The following is a 20,337-nucleotide window of genomic DNA, read 5'->3' as shown; positions in this document are numbered from 1 at the left end:
GCCGCATGGACGTCTTCGAAGCAGTCGCCGAACCCAACCGGCGCGCGCTGCTCGACGTACTCGCCGAGGGCGAACGGACGGCAGGCGAACTCGTCGCGACCCTCCCCGGCCTGACGCAGCCGACGGTCTCCCGTCATCTCCGCGTGCTGCGGGAGGTGGGCCTGGTCGAGGTCCGGCCCGACGCCCAACGACGCATCTACGCGCTGCGCGCCGACGGCCTGGTCGAGATGGACCAGTGGATCGAGCGCTACCGCCGCTACTGGACCAATCATCTGGATGCCCTTGAGCGCCATCTGGATTCGACATTCGAGGAGGAACATGACCGGCACTGAACTCGAGGGCGTCGTCACCGTCGACGGTGACCGCGCGACGCTGACGTTCGAGCGGCGACTGCGTCATCCCGTCGAGCGGGTATGGGCCGCCATCACCGAGCCCGCGCACCGCGATACATGGATGGGCAAGACCGTCATCGACGGCCGCGAAGGCGGCTCCATCGAGACCGTCGCCTCCGGCCCGCCCGTGCCGCCGGAGATGAAGCGCATGACGGGCCGCATCCTGGTCTGGGATCCGCCGCACGTGTTCGAACACGAATGGCACCAGCAGATCGTCGAACCCGGTGTGGTCCGCTACGAACTCACGGCCGACGGCACCGGCACCCTGCTGCGCCTGACCCATCGCGGCCTCGGAGTGCCCAACGCCAACGAATTCCGGCCTGGCACACAGGCTTTCCTCGACCGGCTGCAGGCGCTGCTCGACGGCACTCCCCTACCCGGCTGGCTGGAGCGATACGCCGAGATCGCCGGACACAGCCCGCTCGACGCCCCACCCGTCAGTCCGTAGGAGAACACGATGTCAGACAACACCTTTCATGATGCCCCGTCGGTGGTCGTCGCCTACCAGTCCGGATTCGGCCACACCGCGGTTCTCGCTGCGGCCGTCGCCGCCGGAGCGGAGTCCGGAGGCGCGGAGGTCACCCTGATCCGGCTGGGCGATGTGAGCGAAGACGATTGGCAGACCCTCGATGCCGCCGACGCGATCATCTTCGGCACCGCCACCTACATGGGCAACGTGTCCGCGGCGTTCCAGGCATTCGCCGAACAGACCGGCCGGCGCTGCCAGCAGGGCACGTGGCGCGACAAGGTCGCCGCGGGCTTCACCAACTCAGGAAGCAAGAGCGGCGACAAGCTCAATGCCCTTGTCTCACTGTCGGTATTCGCCGCACAACACCACATGCACTGGGTGAACCTGGGGCTGGGCCCGGGCTGGAACCACTCCGCCGCAAGCGAGGACGAACTGAACCGGCTGGGCTTCTGGCTGGGCGCCGCGGCGGCCACCGACGTCGACGCGAACCCGGACGAGGTACACCCTTCCGACGTCGCAACATGCGAACACCTGGGCCGGCGCGTCGCCGACGTCACGCGCCAGCTGATCGCCGGACGTGCTGTGGCACAGGCTGTTACTGCAGGGGCCTGAGCCCCTCCAGCATGGTGGGCACCAGCTCGGCGACGGTCGGATGGATGTGCACGGTGTGCGTCATCGTGGTGTATGGGGCTTTGGCGGACATGAGGTCCAGGATGCAGTGCACCACCTCGTCGCCGCCGACACCGAGGATGGCCGCGCCGAGAATCTGATTGGTCTCGGCATCGACCACGACCTTCATGAAGCCCTGCGTCTCCCCTTTTTCGACGGCCCGGCCGACGCGCGTCATCGGGCGCTTGCCCACCAACGCTTTTCGCCCCGACGCCCGGACCTGAGCCTCGGTCATCCCGGCTCGCCCCAGCGGCGGATCGATGTACAGCGCGTAGGTGGGGATGCGGTCGCTGACGCGGCGCGGTTCGTCGTCGAGCAGGTTGGCCGCGACGATCTCGAAGTCGTTGTACGACGTGTGGGTGAAGGCGCCCTTGCCATTACAGTCGCCCATGGCCCAGATGTGGTCGGCAGTGGTGCGAAGCTGGTCGTCGACGGTGATGTAGCCCCTGGAGTCGGTTGCCACCCCGGCCTTTCCGAGGCCCAGATCGTCGGTGTTCGGTACCCGGCCGACGGCGACCAGCAGATGTGAGCCTTTGACGACGGCGCTGCCGGTGCTGACCGCCACCCCGTCGCCGTCGCGCGAGACCCGGATGTCGTTGGAGTCCAGGTGGATTGTGATGCCCTCGCGCTCCAGGATGTCTTTGATGGCGGCGCAGACGTCGTCGTCTTCGCGGGAGGCCAGCCGCGGCCCGCGTTCGACCACAGTGACCTCGGCGCCGAAGCGGCGGAACATCTGCGCGAATTCAAGGCCGATGTAGCTGCCGCCGATGATGACCAGATGCTCTGGAACCGTGTCGAGATCGAGGATGCCCACGTTGGTGAGGTAGTCGACGTCGGCGAGGCCGGGGATGTCCGGGACCGTCGCGCGACCGCCAGTGTTGAGGAAAATCTTCTTGCCGGTGATCAGCTGGTCACCGACCTGGAGTGTGTGCGGGTCCACGAATCGGGCGTGCCCGCGCAGCAGCGTGCAGCCGTCCATCCCCTCGAGCCAGGATTCGACGCCGTCGCGGTCCGCGGTGACGATCCCGTCCTTGCGGCCCTTGACTTTTGACATGTCGACCGTGACATCGCCGGTGCTGATGCCGTATACGGCACCACGTCGAGCCAGGTGCGCGGCGTAGGCACTGGCGACCAATGTCTTGGTCGGGATGCAGCCGTAGTTCACACAGGTGCCACCGACCAGCTTGCGCTCGACGACCGCGACCGTCTGGCCGGCTTCGCTGAGCCGACCCGCCAGGGGCGGTCCGGCTTGCCCCGCGCCGACGATGACGGCGTCGAATCCGATTGCCTCAGAGGACGACATACGGACCGATGGCGCTCAGAGCGACAGCCGCTATCGCGAAGCCACCGGCCACCGCGAGGACATCCTCGGCCAGCGCGACCGGCAGGTCGTGTCCACCGTTGCGCGCCACCAGGATTCGACGCGCGTGGTAGCCGGCCAGCGTCCCGATCACCGCACCGATCATTCCGCCACCCATGCCGATGAACGTGTGGTGCCAGCCGGCGCCGATGACCGCACCGGCGAACGCACCGGTCAGCAGCCTGGCCCCGAACTGCGATGGGACCGTGCGCGCCGGAGTCTTGGGCAGCTGGTCGGTGATCAGCTCGACCACCAGCAGGACGGTCAGCACTGTCACCGTGATCCAGTTGCCTACCCATTCGGCCCAGGTACCTACCAGCGGCAACCAGCCGAGCTTGGCGCCCCAGGCCACCACGGCAGGCGGCGTCAGGGCCCGCAGGCCCGCAACCACACCGATGAGTAAGGCGAACAGCAGTATCAGGGCTTGCGTCACGTGACCTCCGTCAGGGTGCGGAACCTACGGCGATGCTAACACCGGCGTGGGTCAGAAGCGACAGAACCGAATATCGGACGCCAGGATGGCCTTGGCGCCAATGGCAGCCAGCTCGTCCATGATGGCGTTGACCTGGCGGCGCGGCACCAGGGCGCGCACGGCAACCCAGTCGGCGTCCGCCAGCGGCGCGATGGTCGGCGATTCGAGGCCCGGCGTGATGGCCGTCGCTTGCTCCAAAACGCTGCGCGGGCAGTCATAGTCGAGCATCAGGTACTGCTGACCGAACACCACGCCTTGGATGCGTGCCGCGAGCTGATCGCGGGCCGGGTCGGGCGCGACCTCGGCACGCTCGATCAGAACCCCCTCTGAATCGCACAGCGATTCACCGAACGCCACCAGGTTGTGCAGCGCCAAGGTCCGCCCGGAGCCGACGACGTCGGCGATCGCATCGGCCACCCCGAGCTGGATCGAAATCTCCACCGCGCCATCGAGGCGGATGACCGTGGCCTCAATCCCCTTGTCGGCCAAGTCTTTCCGCACCAGATTCGGGTACGCGCTGGCGATGCGCTTGCCTTCCAGATCCGCGACGGTCCAGTCCCGTCCCGCAGGCGCGGCATACCGGAACGTCGACGATCCGAAGCCGAGTGCCAGCCGCTCTGTGACGGGCGCCATCGATTCCGCGGCCAGGTCGCGGCCGGTGATGCCGAAGTCCAGCTGCCCGGACCCCACGTAGATGGCGATGTCCTTGGGCCGCAGGAAAAAGAACTCGACCTTGTTCACCGGGTCGACGACCGTCAGATCCTTGGGATCGGTACGGCGGCGGTACCCGGCCTCGGACAGGATGTGGGCCGCTGACTCGCTGAGCGCTCCTTTGTTCGGGACGGCGACGCGGAGCATGCCGTTGGACGATGCGCCGGTCACAGCTTGCCGTACACGTCGTCGAGGGTCAGGCCACGCTTGATCATCAGCACCTGCGTCCAGTACAGGAGCTGGCTGATCTCGCCGGCCAGCTCGTCGTCGCTCTCGTACTCGGCGGCGATCCACACTTCGCCGGCCTCTTCGATGATCTTCTTGCCCAGATGGTGCACTCCGGCGTCCAACGCTGCGACGGTGCCGCTGCCGGCCGGCCGGGTCTGCGCTCGCTCACTGAGCTCGGCGAATAGCGCATCGAAGGTCTTCACGGGCTGCAATTGTTTCACGCCCGCCCCAGCGCGAAACGAATGCCACTCGCTCCGGGCCGACGGCGCACTACTTGTGGTGCTTGTCCTGGTGACCGGTAGGCGACGTCACGTGGTGTGAACTGTGCTTATCTGCGTGTTTCTTATTGGGCTGACTCGTGCCGGTCTGGGTTGAGCCCGCGACCGCCGTCGACGCCGCCGTAGCCGTCGGCGCGGCACTCTTGGACGGGGCAACGGCGGCAAATGGCTTGGGCGTCACCGGTGTGGGCAGCAGATGGCCGACGAAACTCGAGACACCATTGACGACGTTCTGCACGAATGTGGCCACCAGTCCGGTGTTGCCACCGATCGGCTTCGGCAGCATGACCAGTGGGAGCTCAAGGTTCTGCGCGACGTTGGCGAGCAGTCCGGTCTGTCCGAGCACGCCGGTGACCAGGTTGCTCAGTAAGCCTGGAATCTGGCCCGGCGTGCGAATCGCCGACTCGACCGTCGCCTCCAGGGTTCCCGGTAAGTGAGCGGCCCAGGACACGACCATATGAGTCACCGCCAATGCAGATGGAACGACCTGGGTGACCGCGGACAACACTTGGGCCGGCCCCGGGGCCTTGAGGAAGCTGGCCATCGCGGCGAAGCCCGTGGTGGGGTCGGGCAGGCCCGTGAACAGTCCGCCGATCGTGGCTGCCGAGTTCTGCAGATCCTTGGACACCGAAGGCCCGAGCGTGGGCGGCAAGAAGTTCTTCACAAGCTCGAGGTTCAGCAACACGAACCCCGCCGCACCGGGATACGCCGGATTGAGGGCCAACTGCACGAGAGCGCTCAACGCACTAGGCGCGAGCCCCGGGTGTTTGAGCGCCACCACACCCGCCGCAATGGCGAACTCCGGCAAGCCGTCGATCCCGATGACCGGAGCACTCACCACATTGAAGCCGAAGTCCACGAGGTCACCGAAGAGGTTGAGCGCGTCGGTTATCGACGAAGCAGGACGGACAGCGACGGTACTCAGCGCCGGTGCCGCCTGATGCGCCGGCAGCATGACGATCGGCGTGGCGGCGACAGCGCCTGCCACCAACAGCGCCACAGATGAATTGATGCACGGACGGATAGCAGTACTCATGGCAGCCCCTTGGTCTAAGCGGCGGCGTCGGCCCGGATGCCGGCTAGCCACCCGCGACGACCGCGAGCGGCCCACCAATTAACACGGTAGTCAAAAATGAGGTCGCGGGACCTGGGAGTTATCCACCGATCAGCTGTCAGCGCGTGACACCCCTCAGACCCGGTCGGCGGCCGGTCGTCATCCGCGGCACAGGTCGAATGAAACCTTTGCCATTCTGTTTGCAATGGTCACACCAGGTAACTGGCAACTCATTCGCCGCACAGCGACTTGTCGGTGGTTCGTACTAGTGTTCGAATATGGACATCGCCAGCACACTCACCGTCGACGAGGCCTACACCGGCCTCGGCACGGCGCTGGCCCGGGTGGCGTCCCTGGACTACAGCCAATTGTCGGTGCCGGAGCTGCTGGCGCTGCAATCGGAGCGGCAACGGTTGGCGTGCGCCTCCGCGGCGGTCGATCACCACATCCAGGCCGCGTTGGCGGCCCAGACCACGGCCAAAGACATCGGGGCAAAGAACTGGGCCGACGCGCTGCGCATCCGGGACCGGCTCAGCAGCGACGAGGCCCGCCGCCGGGTCCGGCACGCCGAACTGCTGGGGCCCCGCATGTCCCTGACCGGGGAACTACTGCCGCCGCTGCGCCCGCATGTCGCCGCCGCCGTCGCCGAAGGCGCGATCAATGGTGATCATGTTGATGTCATCGAATCGTTTTTCGCGAAACTGCCCACCTGGGCCGACCTGGCCAGCCTCGACGGCGCCGAGCAGGCGCTGGTGGCCGCGGCCCGCAATCTCACGCCTGAATCGCTGCGATCGGTGGTCCGGCGCAAGCTCTACGAGTTGGATCAGGATGGTCCCGAACCCGAGGACCGGGAACCGGACTGTGATCGCGACCGGGCGCTGGTGTTGTCCAAACAGCGACCCGACGGCAGCAGCGAGCTGCGCGGTGTCCTGACCCCGACCGCCCGCGCCGTCTACGAAGCGTTGATGGTCAAATACGCCGCGCCCGGCATGTGCAACCCCGCCGACCCGGTGCCGTGCACGTCCGGGACACCGACCCAGGAGCAGATCGACCATGATCACCGCACCGCCGCGCAGCGTCAGCATGATGCCTGGGAAACCATCGGCCTGCTGCTGCTGTCCACCGATCTGGGGGAACACAACGGTTTCCCGGTCACCATCGTCGCCACCTGCACCCTCGAGCAGTTGGAGAACCGGGCCGGGGTCGCCGTGACGCACACCGGCACCCAGCTCCCCGTCAAAGACCTACTGAACCTGGCCGCCCGCACCGGCGCGTCCTGCTACCTCACGGTGTTCGACAACCATGGTGATGTGCCGCTGTACCTGGGGCGGGCGCGGCGCACCGCCACCACCGGCCAACGCCTGGCCCTGTTCACCCGCGATCTGGGCTGCACCCGCCCCGACTGCACCGTCCCGGCCGCGGGCTGCCAGGCCCACCACATCCCCGGATGGAGCCGCGGCGGACAAACCGACATCACCACCATGGCCCTGGCCTGTGGCTGCGACAACCGCCTCGAAGACACCACCGGCTGGACCAGCGCCATGACAAACGGCCGCGCCCACTGGACCCCACCACCACTACTGGATGTTGGACAGCCACGAACCAACACCTACTGGCACCCCACCCTGTACCCGCCAGAGGGAGGCAGCGATGACGACGGCGAAAGCGACAGTCCCACAAACTGATCCGGCATTCCGCCGCGGCATCCAAAGCCGCGACGGCAGTGCCACGTGGACCGCTGCCCAGCGCCGGCAGCGGGGACGTCAGGCGCCTTCAGCTGACTCGCGCATGGACGCGCCGTGGCTTTCGGTCGTTTCTGAACCCCGCGCTACGCGGGCGGTGCTGGTGCGTAGCGCGGGGCAGGCCCGACGCCCCGCACTCATCGTCACGCTCGCAACGGTGGCCGGCTGCAGTAGTGCACTACTGCAATTGCAGACGCTCGCTGTCGGCGCTACGCAAGCAATTCGGCGTGCATGTCCTCCAGCGCGACGCCCTTGGTCTCCCGCACCCACTTGGCGACGAACACCAACGACAGCAGGGCGCACAGCGCGTAGAAGCCGTAAGCGACGCCCAGCATGCTGCGCAGTTCGGGGAAGGTGACGGTGATCGCCCAGTTGGCGACCCACTGGCCGGCCGCGGCCAGACCCAGCGCCGCGGCACGGATGCGGTTGGGGAACATCTCCCCCAGCAGCACCCAGACCACCGGGCCCCACGACATACCGAACGCGACCACGAACAGGTTGGCGGCGATCAGGGCGACGGGTCCCTCGACGCCGCTCAGTTGCGGTACACCGTTGACTTGCGGGGCGGTACCGAAGATGACGGCCATGGTAGCCAGCGTCACCGTCATCCCGGCCGAACCGATGAGAAGCAGCGGCTTACGGCCGATCTTGTCGATCAGCATGATCGCAATGACCGTCGTCAGGATGTTCACGACGGAGGTGATGACGGTGATGAGGAACGACGAACTCTCGTCGAAACCGACTGCCTCCCACAGCACATTCGAGTAGTAGAAGATCACGTTGATGCCGACGAACTGCTGGAAAACCGACAGCGCCAGACCGACCCAGACGATGCCGTAGAGGCTGAGGGGTCCGCCGCCGGGCTTGCACATGTCGCGCCAGGTGGGCTTCTGTTCGGACTCGAGCGTCCGCTGGATGCGATCGATCGTGATCTCCAGATTCTTCTCTCCCAGCAAGGTGGTGAGGACCGTGCGGGCTTCCGGAATCCGGTGCGTGGCAACGAGGTAACGCGGCGACTCGGGAATGGTGAAGGCCAGCAGGCCGTACACCACGGCGGGGATGGCCATCAGGATGAACATCCAGCGCCAGGCCTCCAGGCCCAGCCACAGCATGTTGCTCGCCCCGCCGGCCAGGTGCGCCAGCAGGGCGTCGACGGCCAGCGACAGGAAGATGCCGCTGACGATGGCCAGCTGCTGCAGCGACCCGAGCCGGCCGCGGATGCTGGCGGGCGAGGTTTCCGCGATGTACGCCGGCGCGATCACCGACGCGATACCCACCCCGAGGCCACCGATGACCCGGAACGCGACCAGCACCCAGATGTTCCACGCCAGCCCGGCTCCGATGGCGCTGATCAGGAACAGCAGGGCGGCCAGCTTCATCACGGCGAGGCGGCCGATGCGGTCGGCCAGCCGCCCGGCCGTCATGGCCCCGACGGCGGCCCCGAGCAGTGCCGAGGCAACGGCGATCCCCAGGGAATTGTTGTCGATCGCAAAGTGCAGTTGGATCGATTTCACCGCGCCATTGATGACGGCGCTGTCATAGCCGAAGAGCAGACCACCGAGCGCCGCGACCGACGCGATGCGCACCGCGCTGCGGCCGGAGTCGAACTCTTCATCGTCAAAGATCGCCGAGGTGTCGTTGCCGACAGGACCATGGGACATCGGACGTCCTTTCGCAGCGCTGCGTGGTGTGCGTCAACAATCGCACAGCGGCTGCGTCACCGGACCAGAACTGGCACCTACGAACACATTTCGACGTAGATGTTCCGCAGATCGGCGATGCCCAGCCCCGCCAGCGATTCGATGTGCCGGCGGCGCGGTCCGTCGGGCACCTCGACGTCGTTGGGAACCACCAGCACGACGCAGCCCGCGGCATCCGCCGACTGAGCGCCGGTCACTGAATCCTCAATCGCCAGGCAGTCCTCGGGAGCAACCCCGAGCAGTTCCGCAGCCCGCAGATACGGAGCCGGATGCGGTTTCCCGTCGGGCACCTCGTCACCGCAGACGGTGACCGTAAAGTAGTGACTACCAATGGTTTTCAGCGCCTGCTCCGTCAGCGCGCGACGCGTGTTGGTCACCAGCGCCAGCGGAATGTCACTGGCGGCCAAGGTTTTCAGCAACTCCTGCGCCCCCGGCCGCCAGGGCAGCCCCTGCTCGAACAGCTCACCGGTGTAGTCGTGTAGCCAGTCCGCGGACTCGGCCATGGCTTCCGGGGTCGGGTCCAGACCGAGGTCGTCGTAGACGATGCGCATGACGTTCTCGGCCGAGCCGCCGACCGTCGTCTCGCGCACGGCGTCGGTCAGCACGGCCTCGTACCGCGCGTAGAAGGCGTGCATCGCGACGTCCCAAAGCTTTTCGGAGTCGACGAGCGTGCCGTCCATGTCGAACAGGACAGCCTTGAACAAATCAGTCCTCCGGGTTGTAGCCGAGGTTGGAGCTGAGCCAGCGCTCGGCTTCCTGCAGGGTCCAGCCCTTGCGCTTCGCGTAGTCGGCGACCTGATCCTGAGCCAGCCGGCCGACGACGAAGTACTGCGACTGCGGGTGCGAGAAGTACCAGCCGCTGACGGCGGCGCCGGGCCACATCGCCATCGACTCGGTCAGCTCGATGCCGGTCCGCCCGGTCACGTCCAGCAGGCCGAACAGCGTCGTCTTCTCGGTGTGCTCGGGGCACGCCGGGTAGCCGGGGGCCGGGCGGATGCCGACGTACTTCTCCCCGATGAGCGCCTCGTTGTCCAGATTCTCGTCGGGCTGGTATCCCCAGAACTCCTCACGGACCCGCTGGTGCATCCGCTCGGCGAAGGCCTCGGCCAGCCGGTCGGCGATCGACTCCAAAAGGATGGCGCTGTAGTCATCGAGAGCCGCTTTGAATTCGGAGATCTTGTCGGCGCTGCCCAGCCCCGCGGTGACCGCGAAAGCACCGACATAGTCGGCCAGACCGGTGTCCCGGGGCGCGATGAAGTCACCCAGCGACCGGTTCGGGATGCCGTCACGGTGCTCGCCCTGCTGACGCAGGTTGTGCAACGTGGTCAGCACCTCGGTACGGGTGTCGTCGGTGTACACCTCGATGTCGTCGCCGACGGCGTTCGCCGGGAAGAACCCGATGACGCCGTTGGCGCGCAGCCACTTCTCCTTGATCAGGGTGTCGAGCATCTCCTGCGCGTCGTCGTACAGCTTGCGGGCGGCCTCGCCCGACGCCGGGTTGTTGAGGATGTCAGGGAACTTGCCCTTCATCTCCCAGGCGTTGAAGAACGGCTGCCAGTCGATGTACTCACGCAACTCGGAGAGGTCGTAATCGAGGAATTCACGAACCCCCGTCCCGAAAGCCGGCACCGGCGGGGTGTAGCCGTCCCACTCGATCGGCGTGCGGTTGGCGCGGGCCTTCTCCAGCGTCAGCATCGGCCGCTCGTGCTTCTGGGCGTGCCGTTCGCGCAGCGCGGCGTAGTCCTTCTCTGTGGCCTCCATCAGGGCGGGACGCTGCTTGTCGTCGAGTAGCGCGGCAGCGACGGGCACCGAGCGCGACGCGTCCTTGACCCAGACCACCGGACCGCTACGGCGCGGAGAAATCTTCACGGCCGTGTGGGCACGCGAGGTCGTCGCGCCACCGATCAGCAGCGGAATCTCCAGGCCTTCGCGTTCCATCTCGACGGCGAAGTTGACCATCTCGTCGAGCGACGGCGTGATGAGGCCGGACAACCCGATGATGTCGGCGTTGTGCTCCTTGGCCGCGTCCAGGATCTTCTGCGCGGGCACCATCACACCGAGGTCGATCACGGTGTAGTTGTTGCACTGCAGGACGACGCCGACGATGTTCTTGCCGATGTCGTGGACGTCGCCCTTGACGGTCGCCATCACGATGGTGCCGTTGGACCGGTCGGCGTCACCGGGCTGCTTCTCCGCCTCGATGTACGGCAGCAGGTAGGCGACGGCCTTCTTCATCACCCGGGCCGACTTCACGACCTGCGGCAGGAACATCTTGCCCGCGCCGAAGAGGTCGCCGACGACGTTCATGCCGTCCATCAGCGGGCCCTCGATCACCTCGATGGGCCGTCCCCCCGCGGCCGCGATCTCGGCCCGCAACTCCTCGGTGTCGTCGTCGACGTGGGCGTCGATGCCCTTCACCAGGGCGTGCGTGATCCGTTCGCGAACCGGCAGACTGCGCCACTCGGCCGCCTTGGGATCTTCTTCGGCACCCTTGGTGTTGAACCGTTCGGCGATCTCCAGCAGCCGTTCGGCCGCATCCTCGCGCCGGTTGAGGACGACGTCCTCGATGCGGTCCCGCAGCTCGGGGTCGATCGAGTCGTACGGCACCAGCGCGCCGGCGTTGACGATGCCCATGTCCAGGCCCGCCTTGATGGCATGGAACAGGAACACCGAGTGGATGGCCTCGCGGACCGGGTTGTTGCCGCGGAACGAGAACGACACGTTCGAGATACCACCGGAGATGTGTACTCCGGGCAGGTTCTCCTTGATCCAGGCGCAGGCCTCGATGAAGTCGATGCCGTAGGTCGCGTGCTCCTCGATACCGGTCGCCAGCGCAAAGCAGTTCGGGTCGAAGATGATGTCCTCGGCCGGGAAGCCGACTTCTTCGGTCAGGATCCGGTACGCGCGTCCACAAATCTCTTTGCGGCGCTCCAGGTTGTCGGCCTGCCCCTGCTCGTCGAAGGCCATCACGACGACGGCGGCGCCGTACTTGCGGCACAGCTGCGCTTCGCGGATGAACTTCTCCTCGCCCTCCTTCATGGAGATCGAGTTGACGATCGGCTTGCCCTGCACGTTCTTCAGGCCCGCCTCGATGACCTCCCACTTGGAGGAGTCGATCATCACCGGGACGCGGCTGATGTCCGGCTCGGCGGCGATCAGCTTGGTGAAGCGGTCCATCGCCGCGACGCCGTCGATCATGCCCTCGTCCATGTTGATGTCGATGACCTGCGCACCGACCTCGACCTGCTGCAGGGCCACCGACAGGGCGGTGTCGTAGTCCTCGGCCTTGATCAGGTTGCGGAACCGGGCCGAACCGGTGATGTTGGTGCGCTCACCGATGTTCACGAACAGCGAGTCTTCGGTGATGTTCAGCGGCTCCAGGCCCGAGAGCCGGGTGGCCACCGGGATGTCCGGCAGCGCACGCGGGGCCTTGCCCTCGACGACCTTGGCGATCTCGGCGATGTGCGGCGGCGCCGTGCCACAGCAGCCACCGACCAGGTTGACCAGACCGTCTTGCGCGAACTCGGCGAGATAGGACGCCTGCCGCTCCGGGGACTCGTCGTACTCACCAAAAGCGTTGGGCAGGCCCGCATTCGGGTAGCAGGAGACGTAGGTGTCCGCGATCCGGGCCATCTCGGCGATGTACGGCCGCATCTCGGGTGCACCCAGGGCGCAGTTGAGTCCCACCGCGAGGGGCTTCGCGTGCCGGATCGCGTTCCAGAAGGCCTCGGTGACCTGACCTGACAGCGTCCGCCCGGACGCGTCGGTGATGGTGCCCGAGATGATCACCGGCCAGCGGCGTCCGCGCTCCTCGAACAGCGTCTCGACGGCGTACACCGCCGCCTTGGCATTCAGCGAGTCGAAGATCGTCTCGATGATGAGAATGTCGGCGCCACCGTCGACGAGGCCGTTTGCGGCTTCGAGGTACGCGGCGACCAGCTGGTCGTAGGAGACGTTGCGGGCACCGGGATCGTTGACGTCGGGCGAGATCGACGCGGTCCGCGTCGTCGGACCCAGCGCCCCGGCGACGTAGCGGGGCTTCTCCGGGGTGCTGAACTCGTCGGCCGCCTCACGGGCCAGGGCCGCGCCGGCGTAGTTCAGCTCGTAGGCGAGCTCCTCCATGCCGTAGTCGGCGAGCGAGACCGCGTTCGCGTTGAACGTGTTGGTTTCGAGGATGTCGGCGCCCGCTTCGAGGTACTCGCGGTGGATGCCCTCGATGATCTGCGGCTGCGTCAGGGTGAGCAGGTCGTTGTTGCCGACCAGATCGCTCGGCCAGTCCTTGAACCGCTCGCCGCGGTAGCCGGCCTCGTCGGGCCGGTCCCGTTGGATCGCTGTGCCCATGGCACCGTCGATCACCATGATCCGCTGGTTCAGCGCAGCCGTCAGTTCGGCGGTGCGGTCAGGGCGGATGTTGGGTACGAAGGTTTTCCCGGGGGCGGCAGTCACATGCGTTCCTTCCATTACGGAAGGCGTCCTTAACTCTGCCGAGCGTGGCGGATACCAGCCAGACTGGAATCCGTTGCAACGCCTCTCGACCTCAAAGAGTCTACGTCGTCAGCTGTCAGAGGTTCGGACGCCCACGTTGGACAGCGGTTTGTCCAGTGCAGTCACATGAACATGGTAGGCGGAGCGCCAAAACCGTTTACTGGCCCGACCCGCCCAGGGGTAGCGCTCACGGGTGCCGATAAGGGCTTACGCTGGCGGTGTGAGCTCCACCGACCGGCCCCTGCCCGAGGGCCCTGACCTGCCCGAACTGCACGATGCCGTCATCGTCGCCGCGTTCGAGGGGTGGAATGACGCCGGTGACGCCGCCAGTGACGCCCTCGAGCACCTGGACGCGATGTGGGAGGCCCGGACCATCGTCGAGATCGACGATGAGAGCTATTACGACTACCAGGTGAATCGCCCCGTGATCCGGCAGATCGACGGCGTCACGCGCGAACTGGTGTGGCCGTCCATGCGGATTTCGCACTGCCGGCCGCCCGGATCGGACCGCGACGTGGTGTTGATGCACGGCGTCGAGCCGAACATGCGGTGGCGGACCTTCTGCGCCGAGCTGCTGGCCATCGCCGACAAGCTGAACGTGCACACCGTCGTGATCCTGGGTGCCCTACTGGCCGACACGCCGCACACCCGCCCGGTACCGGTGTCCGGGGCGGCGTACTCGGCTGATTCGGCCAAGTTCTTCGGGCTCGAAGAGACCCGCTACGAGGGACCGACCGGCATCGCCGGGGTGTTCCAGGACGCGTGCGTGCAGGCGGGCATCCCGGCCGTGACGTTCTGGGCCGCGGTGCCGCACTACGTCTCGCAGCCGCCGTGCCCCAAGGCCACCGTCGCACTGCTGCGTCGCGTCGAGGACGCCCTGGACGTCGAGGTGCCGCTCGGCGACCTGCCGGCGCAGGCCGAGGAGTGGGAAGAGTCGGTCACCGAGATGACGGCCGACGACGAGGAGATCGCCGAATATGTGCAGTCCCTCGAGGAGCGCGGCGACGCCGAGGTCGACATGAACGAGGCCCTCGGCAAGATCGACGGCGACGCCCTGGCCGCGGAGTTCGAGCGGTACCTGAAGCGCAGAGGGCGTTAGACCCGCACGGGCTTGGGGGCCTTCCAGGTGCCGTCGAGTGCTTCGGGTTTGGGCCAGTACAGCCGCATCGCGATGACGAACGGTCCGGTCGGGGTCGGCAGCCAGTTGGCTTCGCGCGCCGGCCCCGGTGACCTGTTCTGCAGGTTCAGCGTGATGCCGCCGTCGGGGTCTTTGATCAGGGTGGGCAGCATCGCCGAGTTGATCAGGTAGCGGTTGATGGGGTTGGCCACCAGCAGGCTCTGCGGCATCTCGTAGACGGTGACCGACCAGAAGGCGTTGACCGGGGGCAGCTGTCCGGGGGCGAACCGCAGGGTGTAGTTGTTCGCACCGGTCAGCGGCGCACCCGTGCTGTCGTTCGACGCACCCGGATAGATCGCCTCGGCCGCGGTGTTGCCGTAGATGCCGAGCACGGCGCCCGCCATGCGGTACAGGTAGTTTCCCTTGAGATCGCTTGCGGTGCCGAACAACTGGGCCGACGTCACCTCGCCGGTGTCGAACTTGTCCTTCTTGAAGGTCTCGAACGCCGCCCAGGCGTCGGCCATCCCGGCCTCGACGGCCTTGCGGTTCTCGGGAGTGAGACTGTCGGCGCGGAAGGTACCGTCGGGACCGATGCCGATGGTCGCGAAGCGCTGCCGCATGACTTCCTCGGCAGGCTGCGCCGGCGCGAACTTCATTGCGAAGTTGAGGATTTCGAAGAACTTCGGCGAGGTGCGCTCATCCTGCGCGGACAGCGGAGCGACGAAGTCGATGGGCGGGGCCGGCGGCGGAGGCGGCTCCTTGAGGTACGCCGACAGCGGCGTCAGCTGGTAGCCGGCCTGAATCTTCTTGACGTTCTCGATGTCGTTCGGCCCGAACAGCTGGGTGCGGTACAGCACGAACGCCAGCTCCGTCGAGCTGCGGATCACCCGCTCGATGCCCGCCGGCGTCGCACCGTGCCAATTCGGCCCGGCCAGAAGGTAATTGCCGGCGCCGTTGCCCGTGGCGCGGCTACCGACGTACGCGATGTTGTAGGTGTAGCCGTCGACGAACTGCAGCGAGTAGTAGCGGCCCGGTTCAACTTCGGGGACGCTCAGCACCAGCGGCTCGGCGCGCAGATCGGCGCCCAGGAACGAGTACGGCGTATCCGAGTTGGGCGTCTGGATCGCCTTGTCCTCGGGTGTGTAGACGCGAGCGACGTTATGGACCTGGTTCCAGGCGCCCTTGTACTCAGGACCGGCCTTGTCGGCGAAGTACGAATACTGAATCCGGTAGTTGTCGACCATCGGAAACCCGTACGTGTAAGCGGATTTCGCGATGGCCCGTACCTGCTCCGGGGTGGGCGGCTGCAGCGGCGTGGGACTCGATGCGTCGCGGCCGGAGCAGGCCGTGACCATCAACAGCAGTGCGACGAGACCGAACGAGGCCAGGCCGACCCGCACCGTCATCGCTTGTCGAACTCCTCGGTGTGCGCGCTGGACGAGCGGCCCAACGCGGCCACCTCGGCGTCCATGCGGGGCAGCAGATCAGGCACGAACTTGGCCACCGGCGCTTCACCGATGCGCGTCGCCAGCACCGGCTTCAGCCACCGCAACGCGGCGACCCAACCGGGGCAGTACACGTGAGTCTTGCGGCCCTCGATCCCGGCCACGAACGCCTCGCCGCACTTGTCGATCGACGTCGTCTTGTTGATGGGCCACGGCAGCTTCGTGAGCATCTCGGCGAACGTCGACAGATCGGACTTGGAGTCGCGGACCATGGCCGTGTCGATCCACGACATGTGTGCCGAGCCGACATCGACACCGCGGTAAGCAACTTCGAGACGCAGGGCGTTGGCGAACTGCTCCACGGCGGCCTTGGAGGCGTTGTACGGCGCCAGACCGGGAGCGGCGGTGAACGCCGCCAGCGACGACACGATCAGCACATAGCCGCGACGCTGAAGGACCGACGGCAGCGTGGCGCGCACGGTGTGGAACACGCCGAGCACGTTGATGTCGAGCAGGCGCTTGAAGGCTTCGGGGTCGACCTGCAGCACCGAGCCGTAGGTGGCGATGCCGGCGTTGGCCATCACGATGTCGATGCCGCCGAAGCGCTCGACGGCAGCATCGGCCGCGGCCTGCATCGACGACAGGTCACGGACGTCGGCGACCACCGTCAGGACATCGTCACCGAGCGCGGCGGCAGTGGCGTCCAGCGCCGCCGCGTCGACGTCGGTCAGAACCAGCTTGGCGCCTTTGCGGTGCAACCGGCGGGCCACCTCTGCCCCGACCCCCGCAGCACCACCGGTGATGAAGACGACTTTCCCGTTCACAGAACCCATGCTGCGAAACGTACCCCCACCGTGAAGTGACTAGAGGGTCACCCCGAGCAGTGCGTCGACCGCGTCGGCCACCAGCCGTGGCGATGCCGCGTCATGGCCGCCGTACTCGAGTGCGTCGGTGGACCAACCATCAAGGGCGGCAAGGACTTTCGGGGTGTCCAGGTCGTCGGCCAGGTAGCGGCGCACCCGGGCGAGCAGATCGGTGGCATCGGGGCCGGCCGGCAGCGCGGTGGCGGCGCGCCAGCGCTGCAGCCGGACCTGCGCGGTGCTGAGGACCTCGGGGCTCCAGAACCGGTCGGCGCGGTAGTGCCCGGCCATCAGGCCCAGCCGGATGGCGCCCGGGTCGACACCGTCGGCCCGCAACTGCGACACCAGCACCAGGTTGCCGCGGCTCTTGCTCATCTTGTGACCGTCCCAGCCGATCATGCCGCCGTGCACGTAGTGCCGGGCGAAACGCCGCTCCCCCGTTACCGATTCGGCGTGCGCGGCGGAGAACTCGTGATGCGGGAAGGTCAGGTCGCTGCCGCCGCCCTGGATGTCCAGACCAGGACCGATGCGGTTCAGCGCGATCGCGGCGCACTCGATGTGCCAGCCCGGCCGGCCCGCACCGAACGGCGACGGCCAACTCGGCTCGCCCGGCCGCTGCACCCGCCACAACAGGGCGTCGAGCTGACTGACCTTGCCGACGCGGTCGGGATCGCCGCCGCGCTCACCGAACAGCGCCAGCATGGTGTCGCGGTCATAGCCCGACTCGTAGCCGAACTGCATGGTGGCGTCGGCCCGGAAGTAGACATCGGGATATTCGGCGTCGTCGACGACGTACGCGGCGCCGGAGGCCAGCAGCTTCTCGACGAGCTCGACGACCTCGGCGATGGACTCGACCGCACCGACATAGTCATGCGGCGGCAGCACCCGCAGCGCCGTCATGTCCTGGCGGAACAGCTCGGTCTCCCGGTCGCCCAGGGCGCGCCAGTCGATGCCGTCGCGCTCGGCCCGCTCGAACAGCGGGTCGTCGACGTCGGTGACGTTCTGCACGTACCGGACATCGTGGCCGGCGTCGAGCCAGTACCGATGAACCAGGTCGAACGCCAGGTAGGTGGCGGCGTGACCGAGGTGCGTGGCGTCGTACGGGGTGATCCCACAGACGTACATGGTGGCCTTCGGGCCGGCCGAGACTGGTCGGACCTGACGGTCGGCAGTGTCATAGAGCCGAAGTTCGGGGCCGCGGCCCGGCAGGTTCGGGACGCTGGGCGCCAGCCACGATCGCATGACATCGACTTTAGGGTGTGTCCCGAGACACGGCTGAATCAGGACACCTGGCGCACGGCGTCGAGCAGGGTGTCGGCGAACTCGGGGCGGCACATGACGAAGTCCGGCAGGTACGGATCGGGCCGGTTGTACCGCAGCGGCGAGCCGTCCAAGCGCGACGCGAACAGCCCTGCGGCCTGCACCACACCGGCCGGGGCGGCCGAGTCCCACTCCCACTGCCCGCCGGCGTGCACGTAGGCGTCGACATCGCCGCGCACCACCGCCATGGCTTTGGCTCCGGCCGAGCCGATGCCGACGAGCTCCATGTCGAGCACGTCACGCAGCCACCACACCACCGCCGGAGGCCGGTAGGTACTCGTGGCGATGCGGATGGGACCGGGACGACGCGGCGGCGGGCCGGTCACGGTGTCGGTGCGGTGCACCTCGCCGTGCGCGGGCAGCGCGACAGCCGCGTCGGTGATGGACCCGTGCGGGCTGCCGTCGCGCTGCCAGAGTGCGATGTGCACGGCCCAGTCGGGCCGGCCGCGGCCGAACTCGCGGGTGCCGTCGACCGGGTCGACGATCCACACCCGGTCCGAGCGCAGGCGCACCAGATCGTCGGCGGCCTCCTCGGACAGGATGGCGTCGTCCGGACGGGCCGTCCGCAGCCGATCGAGGATCAGCGTGTTGGCGTGCCGGTCGCCGGCCGCACCCAGGGTGTACGGATCGTGGGAGCCCAGGCGGTCGCGCACCGACAGCAGGAACTCCCCTGCCTCCTGCGCGACCTCGGCGGCCAGCGCAACATCGCTGTGCGCCCTGCCGCTGTCCTCCATGCCCATGAGTATCGCCGAGGCGGACGTCACAGCCGAAACCGCCTATTCACAGGCACGTTGCAGGCTGCTGGCAGGTCCTGCCGAAATAGGGCTCATAACATCTGAGCAACTATTTACGCGATAGCCATTAAGAAGGAGGACGCCATGAAGGTGGCGAAGACACTCGGATTGGTCGGCATCGTCGCGGGCGTTGCGCTCGGCGGGTACGGCACGATCCATGCCAGTGCTCCGGCCGTCACGCCCGTCGCCGGGTCGGGAGACGGCTCCGCCTCGGGCGAGTACACCCAGCCGACCACCGGCAGCATGAACTTCGGTGCCACCGCGACCGCGACGACGCCCGGCAGCGTCGAGCCTGTCCCCGTCGCTTCCCCGCCGGTCAAGGCCAAGCCGTACTCCGGCTGATCCGAGGACAGGAACGCAAAAGGGCTCCGGGTTTTCCGGAGCCCTTTTACGTTGTGGCACAGCCTACTTCGGCGTCGCGCCCGGGGCGCGCACCACCATGGGCACGGCCGGGAAGTAGGACGCCATCTCCGACCGCGAGCGGCGCAGGGCCGCGGTGCCGTAGCCACGGTGGCGGAACTCGGGGTGCACCCAGATCCGGACGTTGACCTCACCGTTCAGCAACTCGCCGAACACCATGGCGACCTTGTCGCCGCCATCTTCGGCGACGAGCCAGACGGCCTCCTCCGCCGAGACGCGGGCGACGGCAGCTTTGATCTCCTCGTCCAGATCGCCCGCCGCGCGGCCCGAACCGTCACCGGCCGCGCCGACGTCGGCAGTGCGCGCGGCAAAGATGTCGCGGTCGGCGCCGGCCGAGAACTGGCGCACGATCAGGTCGTCACCGAAGCTGGCCGGGCGGTCCTTCACCGCGAAGGACAGCTGCGAGTTGAGGTCTTCGAGTTCGTCGGCGATCCGCTTGCGGGCGTCCTTGGTCAGCAGGTCGAAGGACATGGCCATGACCTGCTCGCCGCCGGCATGGGATGTGCCCAGCAGCTTGGCGATGGCATCGACGGCGGCGTCCTTGTTATCGGCTTCGACGATGACGTCGAGCACCTCGTGCCTGCGGTCGAGTGCCTTCTGGAGGGCATCGGTGATCTCGCGGCGGGCTGCGGCCCTGTCGTGGTCGGTCATGCGGACGAGCCTAGAACACTACCGACGGGTAGGGCGGTGTAAATCGGTTACCTGTTTGCAAACTGCGATCAAAACGCCGGCCATGGGATCGGCCGGGGCCGATCCGGGGTGGGCATGATCGGATTGTCAAGCAGTTCAACAACCCTCGCTTGCAACCCGGTGATGTCCCG

19 protein-coding genes and 1 pseudogene are annotated in these 20,337 nt (G+C 67.1%); 6 read left to right on the top strand and 14 right to left on the bottom strand.

The genetic code is table 11. The annotated features are described in order from the left end of the window. Positions 1–5 precede the first annotated feature (5 nt). From EB75_RS24955 to EB75_RS24945, 3 genes are read left to right on the top strand one after another with little or no spacing between them, the layout of a single operon-like run. Positions 6–332, top strand: a complete 327-nt coding sequence (locus EB75_RS24955) for an ArsR/SmtB family transcription factor (RefSeq protein ID WP_073697939.1) — start codon at positions 6–8, stop codon at positions 330–332. Next, positions 319–840, top strand: coding sequence for an SRPBCC family protein (locus tag EB75_RS24950; RefSeq protein WP_073697938.1), 522 nt, complete (start codon positions 319–321; stop codon positions 838–840). The genes EB75_RS24955 and EB75_RS24950 overlap by 14 nt, the downstream gene beginning before the upstream one ends. A 9-nt stretch (positions 841–849) precedes the next feature. Beyond that, complete coding sequence (locus EB75_RS24945) at positions 850–1,473, top strand: flavodoxin family protein (protein ID WP_073697937.1); 624 nt, start codon at positions 850–852, stop codon at positions 1,471–1,473. On the opposite strand, the gene EB75_RS24940 is transcribed toward EB75_RS24945, so the two are convergent. Genes EB75_RS24940 through EB75_RS24920 form a run of 5 tightly spaced genes read right to left on the bottom strand, consistent with a single transcriptional unit; the run spans position 1,457 to position 5,615 of the window. Further along, complete coding sequence (locus EB75_RS24940; protein ID WP_073697936.1) at positions 1,457–2,833, bottom strand: FAD-containing oxidoreductase; 1,377 nt, start codon at positions 2,831–2,833, stop codon at positions 1,457–1,459. The two genes, EB75_RS24945 and EB75_RS24940, sit on opposite strands and share 17 nt — an antisense overlap. Then, complete coding sequence (locus tag EB75_RS24935; RefSeq protein ID WP_073697935.1) at positions 2,820–3,323, bottom strand: DUF4126 family protein; 504 nt, start codon at positions 3,321–3,323, stop codon at positions 2,820–2,822. The genes EB75_RS24940 and EB75_RS24935 overlap by 14 nt, the downstream gene beginning before the upstream one ends. A gap of 51 nt (positions 3,324–3,374) precedes the next feature. Continuing rightward, on the bottom strand, positions 3,375–4,220 hold the full coding sequence (gene hisG / locus EB75_RS24930; RefSeq protein WP_073697986.1) for an ATP phosphoribosyltransferase: 846 nt from the start codon (positions 4,218–4,220) through the stop codon (positions 3,375–3,377). 20 nt (positions 4,221–4,240) lie between these two features. After that, entirely contained in the window at positions 4,241–4,522 is a 282-nt protein-coding gene (locus EB75_RS24925; protein ID WP_043401046.1) for a phosphoribosyl-ATP diphosphatase, read from the bottom strand. A gap of 49 nt (positions 4,523–4,571) precedes the next feature. Then, a complete protein-coding gene (locus EB75_RS24920; protein WP_142239808.1) occupies positions 4,572–5,615 on the bottom strand; it encodes a hypothetical protein in 1,044 nt (347 codons plus the stop codon). 296 nt (positions 5,616–5,911) lie between these two features. Here EB75_RS24920 and EB75_RS24915 point away from each other — a divergent pair, with 296 nt between their 5' ends. Further along, positions 5,912–7,318 carry an HNH endonuclease signature motif containing protein gene (locus tag EB75_RS24915; protein ID WP_073697933.1) on the top strand — a complete coding sequence of 469 codons (1,407 nt, stop codon included), beginning with the start codon at positions 5,912–5,914 and terminating at the stop codon, positions 7,316–7,318. A 266-nt stretch (positions 7,319–7,584) separates the two neighbouring features. Here the strand turns inward: EB75_RS24915 and EB75_RS24910 are convergent, their stop codons facing one another. The 3 genes from EB75_RS24910 to metH form a co-directional block, all read right to left on the bottom strand. Beyond that, positions 7,585–9,036: a sugar porter family MFS transporter gene (locus tag EB75_RS24910; RefSeq protein ID WP_073697932.1), complete on the bottom strand. Its 1,452-nt coding sequence runs from the start codon at positions 9,034–9,036 to the stop codon at positions 7,585–7,587. A gap of 77 nt (positions 9,037–9,113) precedes the next feature. Further along, positions 9,114–9,779: an HAD family hydrolase gene (locus tag EB75_RS24905; protein WP_073697931.1), complete on the bottom strand. Its 666-nt coding sequence runs from the start codon at positions 9,777–9,779 to the stop codon at positions 9,114–9,116. A 1-nt stretch (position 9,780) separates the two neighbouring features. Next, a complete protein-coding gene (metH, locus tag EB75_RS24900; protein ID WP_073697930.1) occupies positions 9,781–13,536 on the bottom strand; it encodes a methionine synthase in 3,756 nt (1,251 codons plus the stop codon). 265 nt (positions 13,537–13,801) lie between these two features. Here metH and EB75_RS24895 point away from each other — a divergent pair, with 265 nt between their 5' ends. Further along, positions 13,802–14,659 carry a PAC2 family protein gene (locus tag EB75_RS24895; RefSeq protein WP_174557722.1) on the top strand — a complete coding sequence of 286 codons (858 nt, stop codon included), beginning with the start codon at positions 13,802–13,804 and terminating at the stop codon, positions 14,657–14,659. On the opposite strand, the gene EB75_RS24890 is transcribed toward EB75_RS24895, so the two are convergent. Genes EB75_RS24890 through EB75_RS24875 form a run of 4 tightly spaced genes read right to left on the bottom strand, consistent with a single transcriptional unit; the run spans position 14,656 to position 19,042 of the window. Next, on the bottom strand, positions 14,656–16,083 hold the full coding sequence (locus tag EB75_RS24890) for a DUF1254 domain-containing protein (protein ID WP_142239807.1): 1,428 nt from the start codon (positions 16,081–16,083) through the stop codon (positions 14,656–14,658). The genes EB75_RS24895 and EB75_RS24890 overlap by 4 nt on opposite strands. Further along, positions 16,080–16,955, bottom strand: a complete 876-nt coding sequence (locus EB75_RS24885) for an SDR family oxidoreductase (protein WP_073697928.1) — start codon at positions 16,953–16,955, stop codon at positions 16,080–16,082. Before EB75_RS24885 ends, EB75_RS24890 begins: the two co-directional genes overlap by 4 nt. Before the next feature lie 30 nt (positions 16,956–16,985). Beyond that, the gene (mshC, locus tag EB75_RS24880) at positions 16,986–18,224 is read right to left on the bottom strand and encodes a cysteine--1-D-myo-inosityl 2-amino-2-deoxy-alpha-D-glucopyranoside ligase (protein WP_073697927.1); all 1,239 of its coding nucleotides are present in this window, start codon (positions 18,222–18,224) and stop codon (positions 16,986–16,988) included. A gap of 38 nt (positions 18,225–18,262) precedes the next feature. Then, positions 18,263–19,042 carry a 3'(2'),5'-bisphosphate nucleotidase CysQ gene (locus tag EB75_RS24875; RefSeq protein WP_073697926.1) on the bottom strand — a complete coding sequence of 260 codons (780 nt, stop codon included), beginning with the start codon at positions 19,040–19,042 and terminating at the stop codon, positions 18,263–18,265. Positions 19,043–19,180: 138 nt separating this feature from the next. On the opposite strand from EB75_RS24875, the gene EB75_RS24870 reads away from it, so the two are divergent. Beyond that, a complete protein-coding gene (locus EB75_RS24870; RefSeq protein WP_073697925.1) occupies positions 19,181–19,438 on the top strand; it encodes a hypothetical protein in 258 nt (85 codons plus the stop codon). 63 nt (positions 19,439–19,501) lie between these two features. On the opposite strand, the gene EB75_RS24865 is transcribed toward EB75_RS24870, so the two are convergent. Further along, positions 19,502–20,167 (bottom strand): GNAT family N-acetyltransferase, encoded by a 666-nt coding sequence (locus EB75_RS24865; protein ID WP_073697924.1) that lies wholly within the window; start codon positions 20,165–20,167, stop codon positions 19,502–19,504. Between the two features lie 68 nt (positions 20,168–20,235). Next, a pseudogene (locus EB75_RS30065) lies at positions 20,236–20,337 on the bottom strand (SCO1664 family protein); the annotation flags it as partial.

The sequence above is a fragment of the Mycobacterium sp. ST-F2 genome (genome assembly GCF_001905655.1).
GTDB lineage: Bacteria > Actinomycetota > Actinomycetes > Mycobacteriales > Mycobacteriaceae > Mycobacterium.
This window is presented reverse-complemented; position numbering and strand designations above follow the sequence as displayed.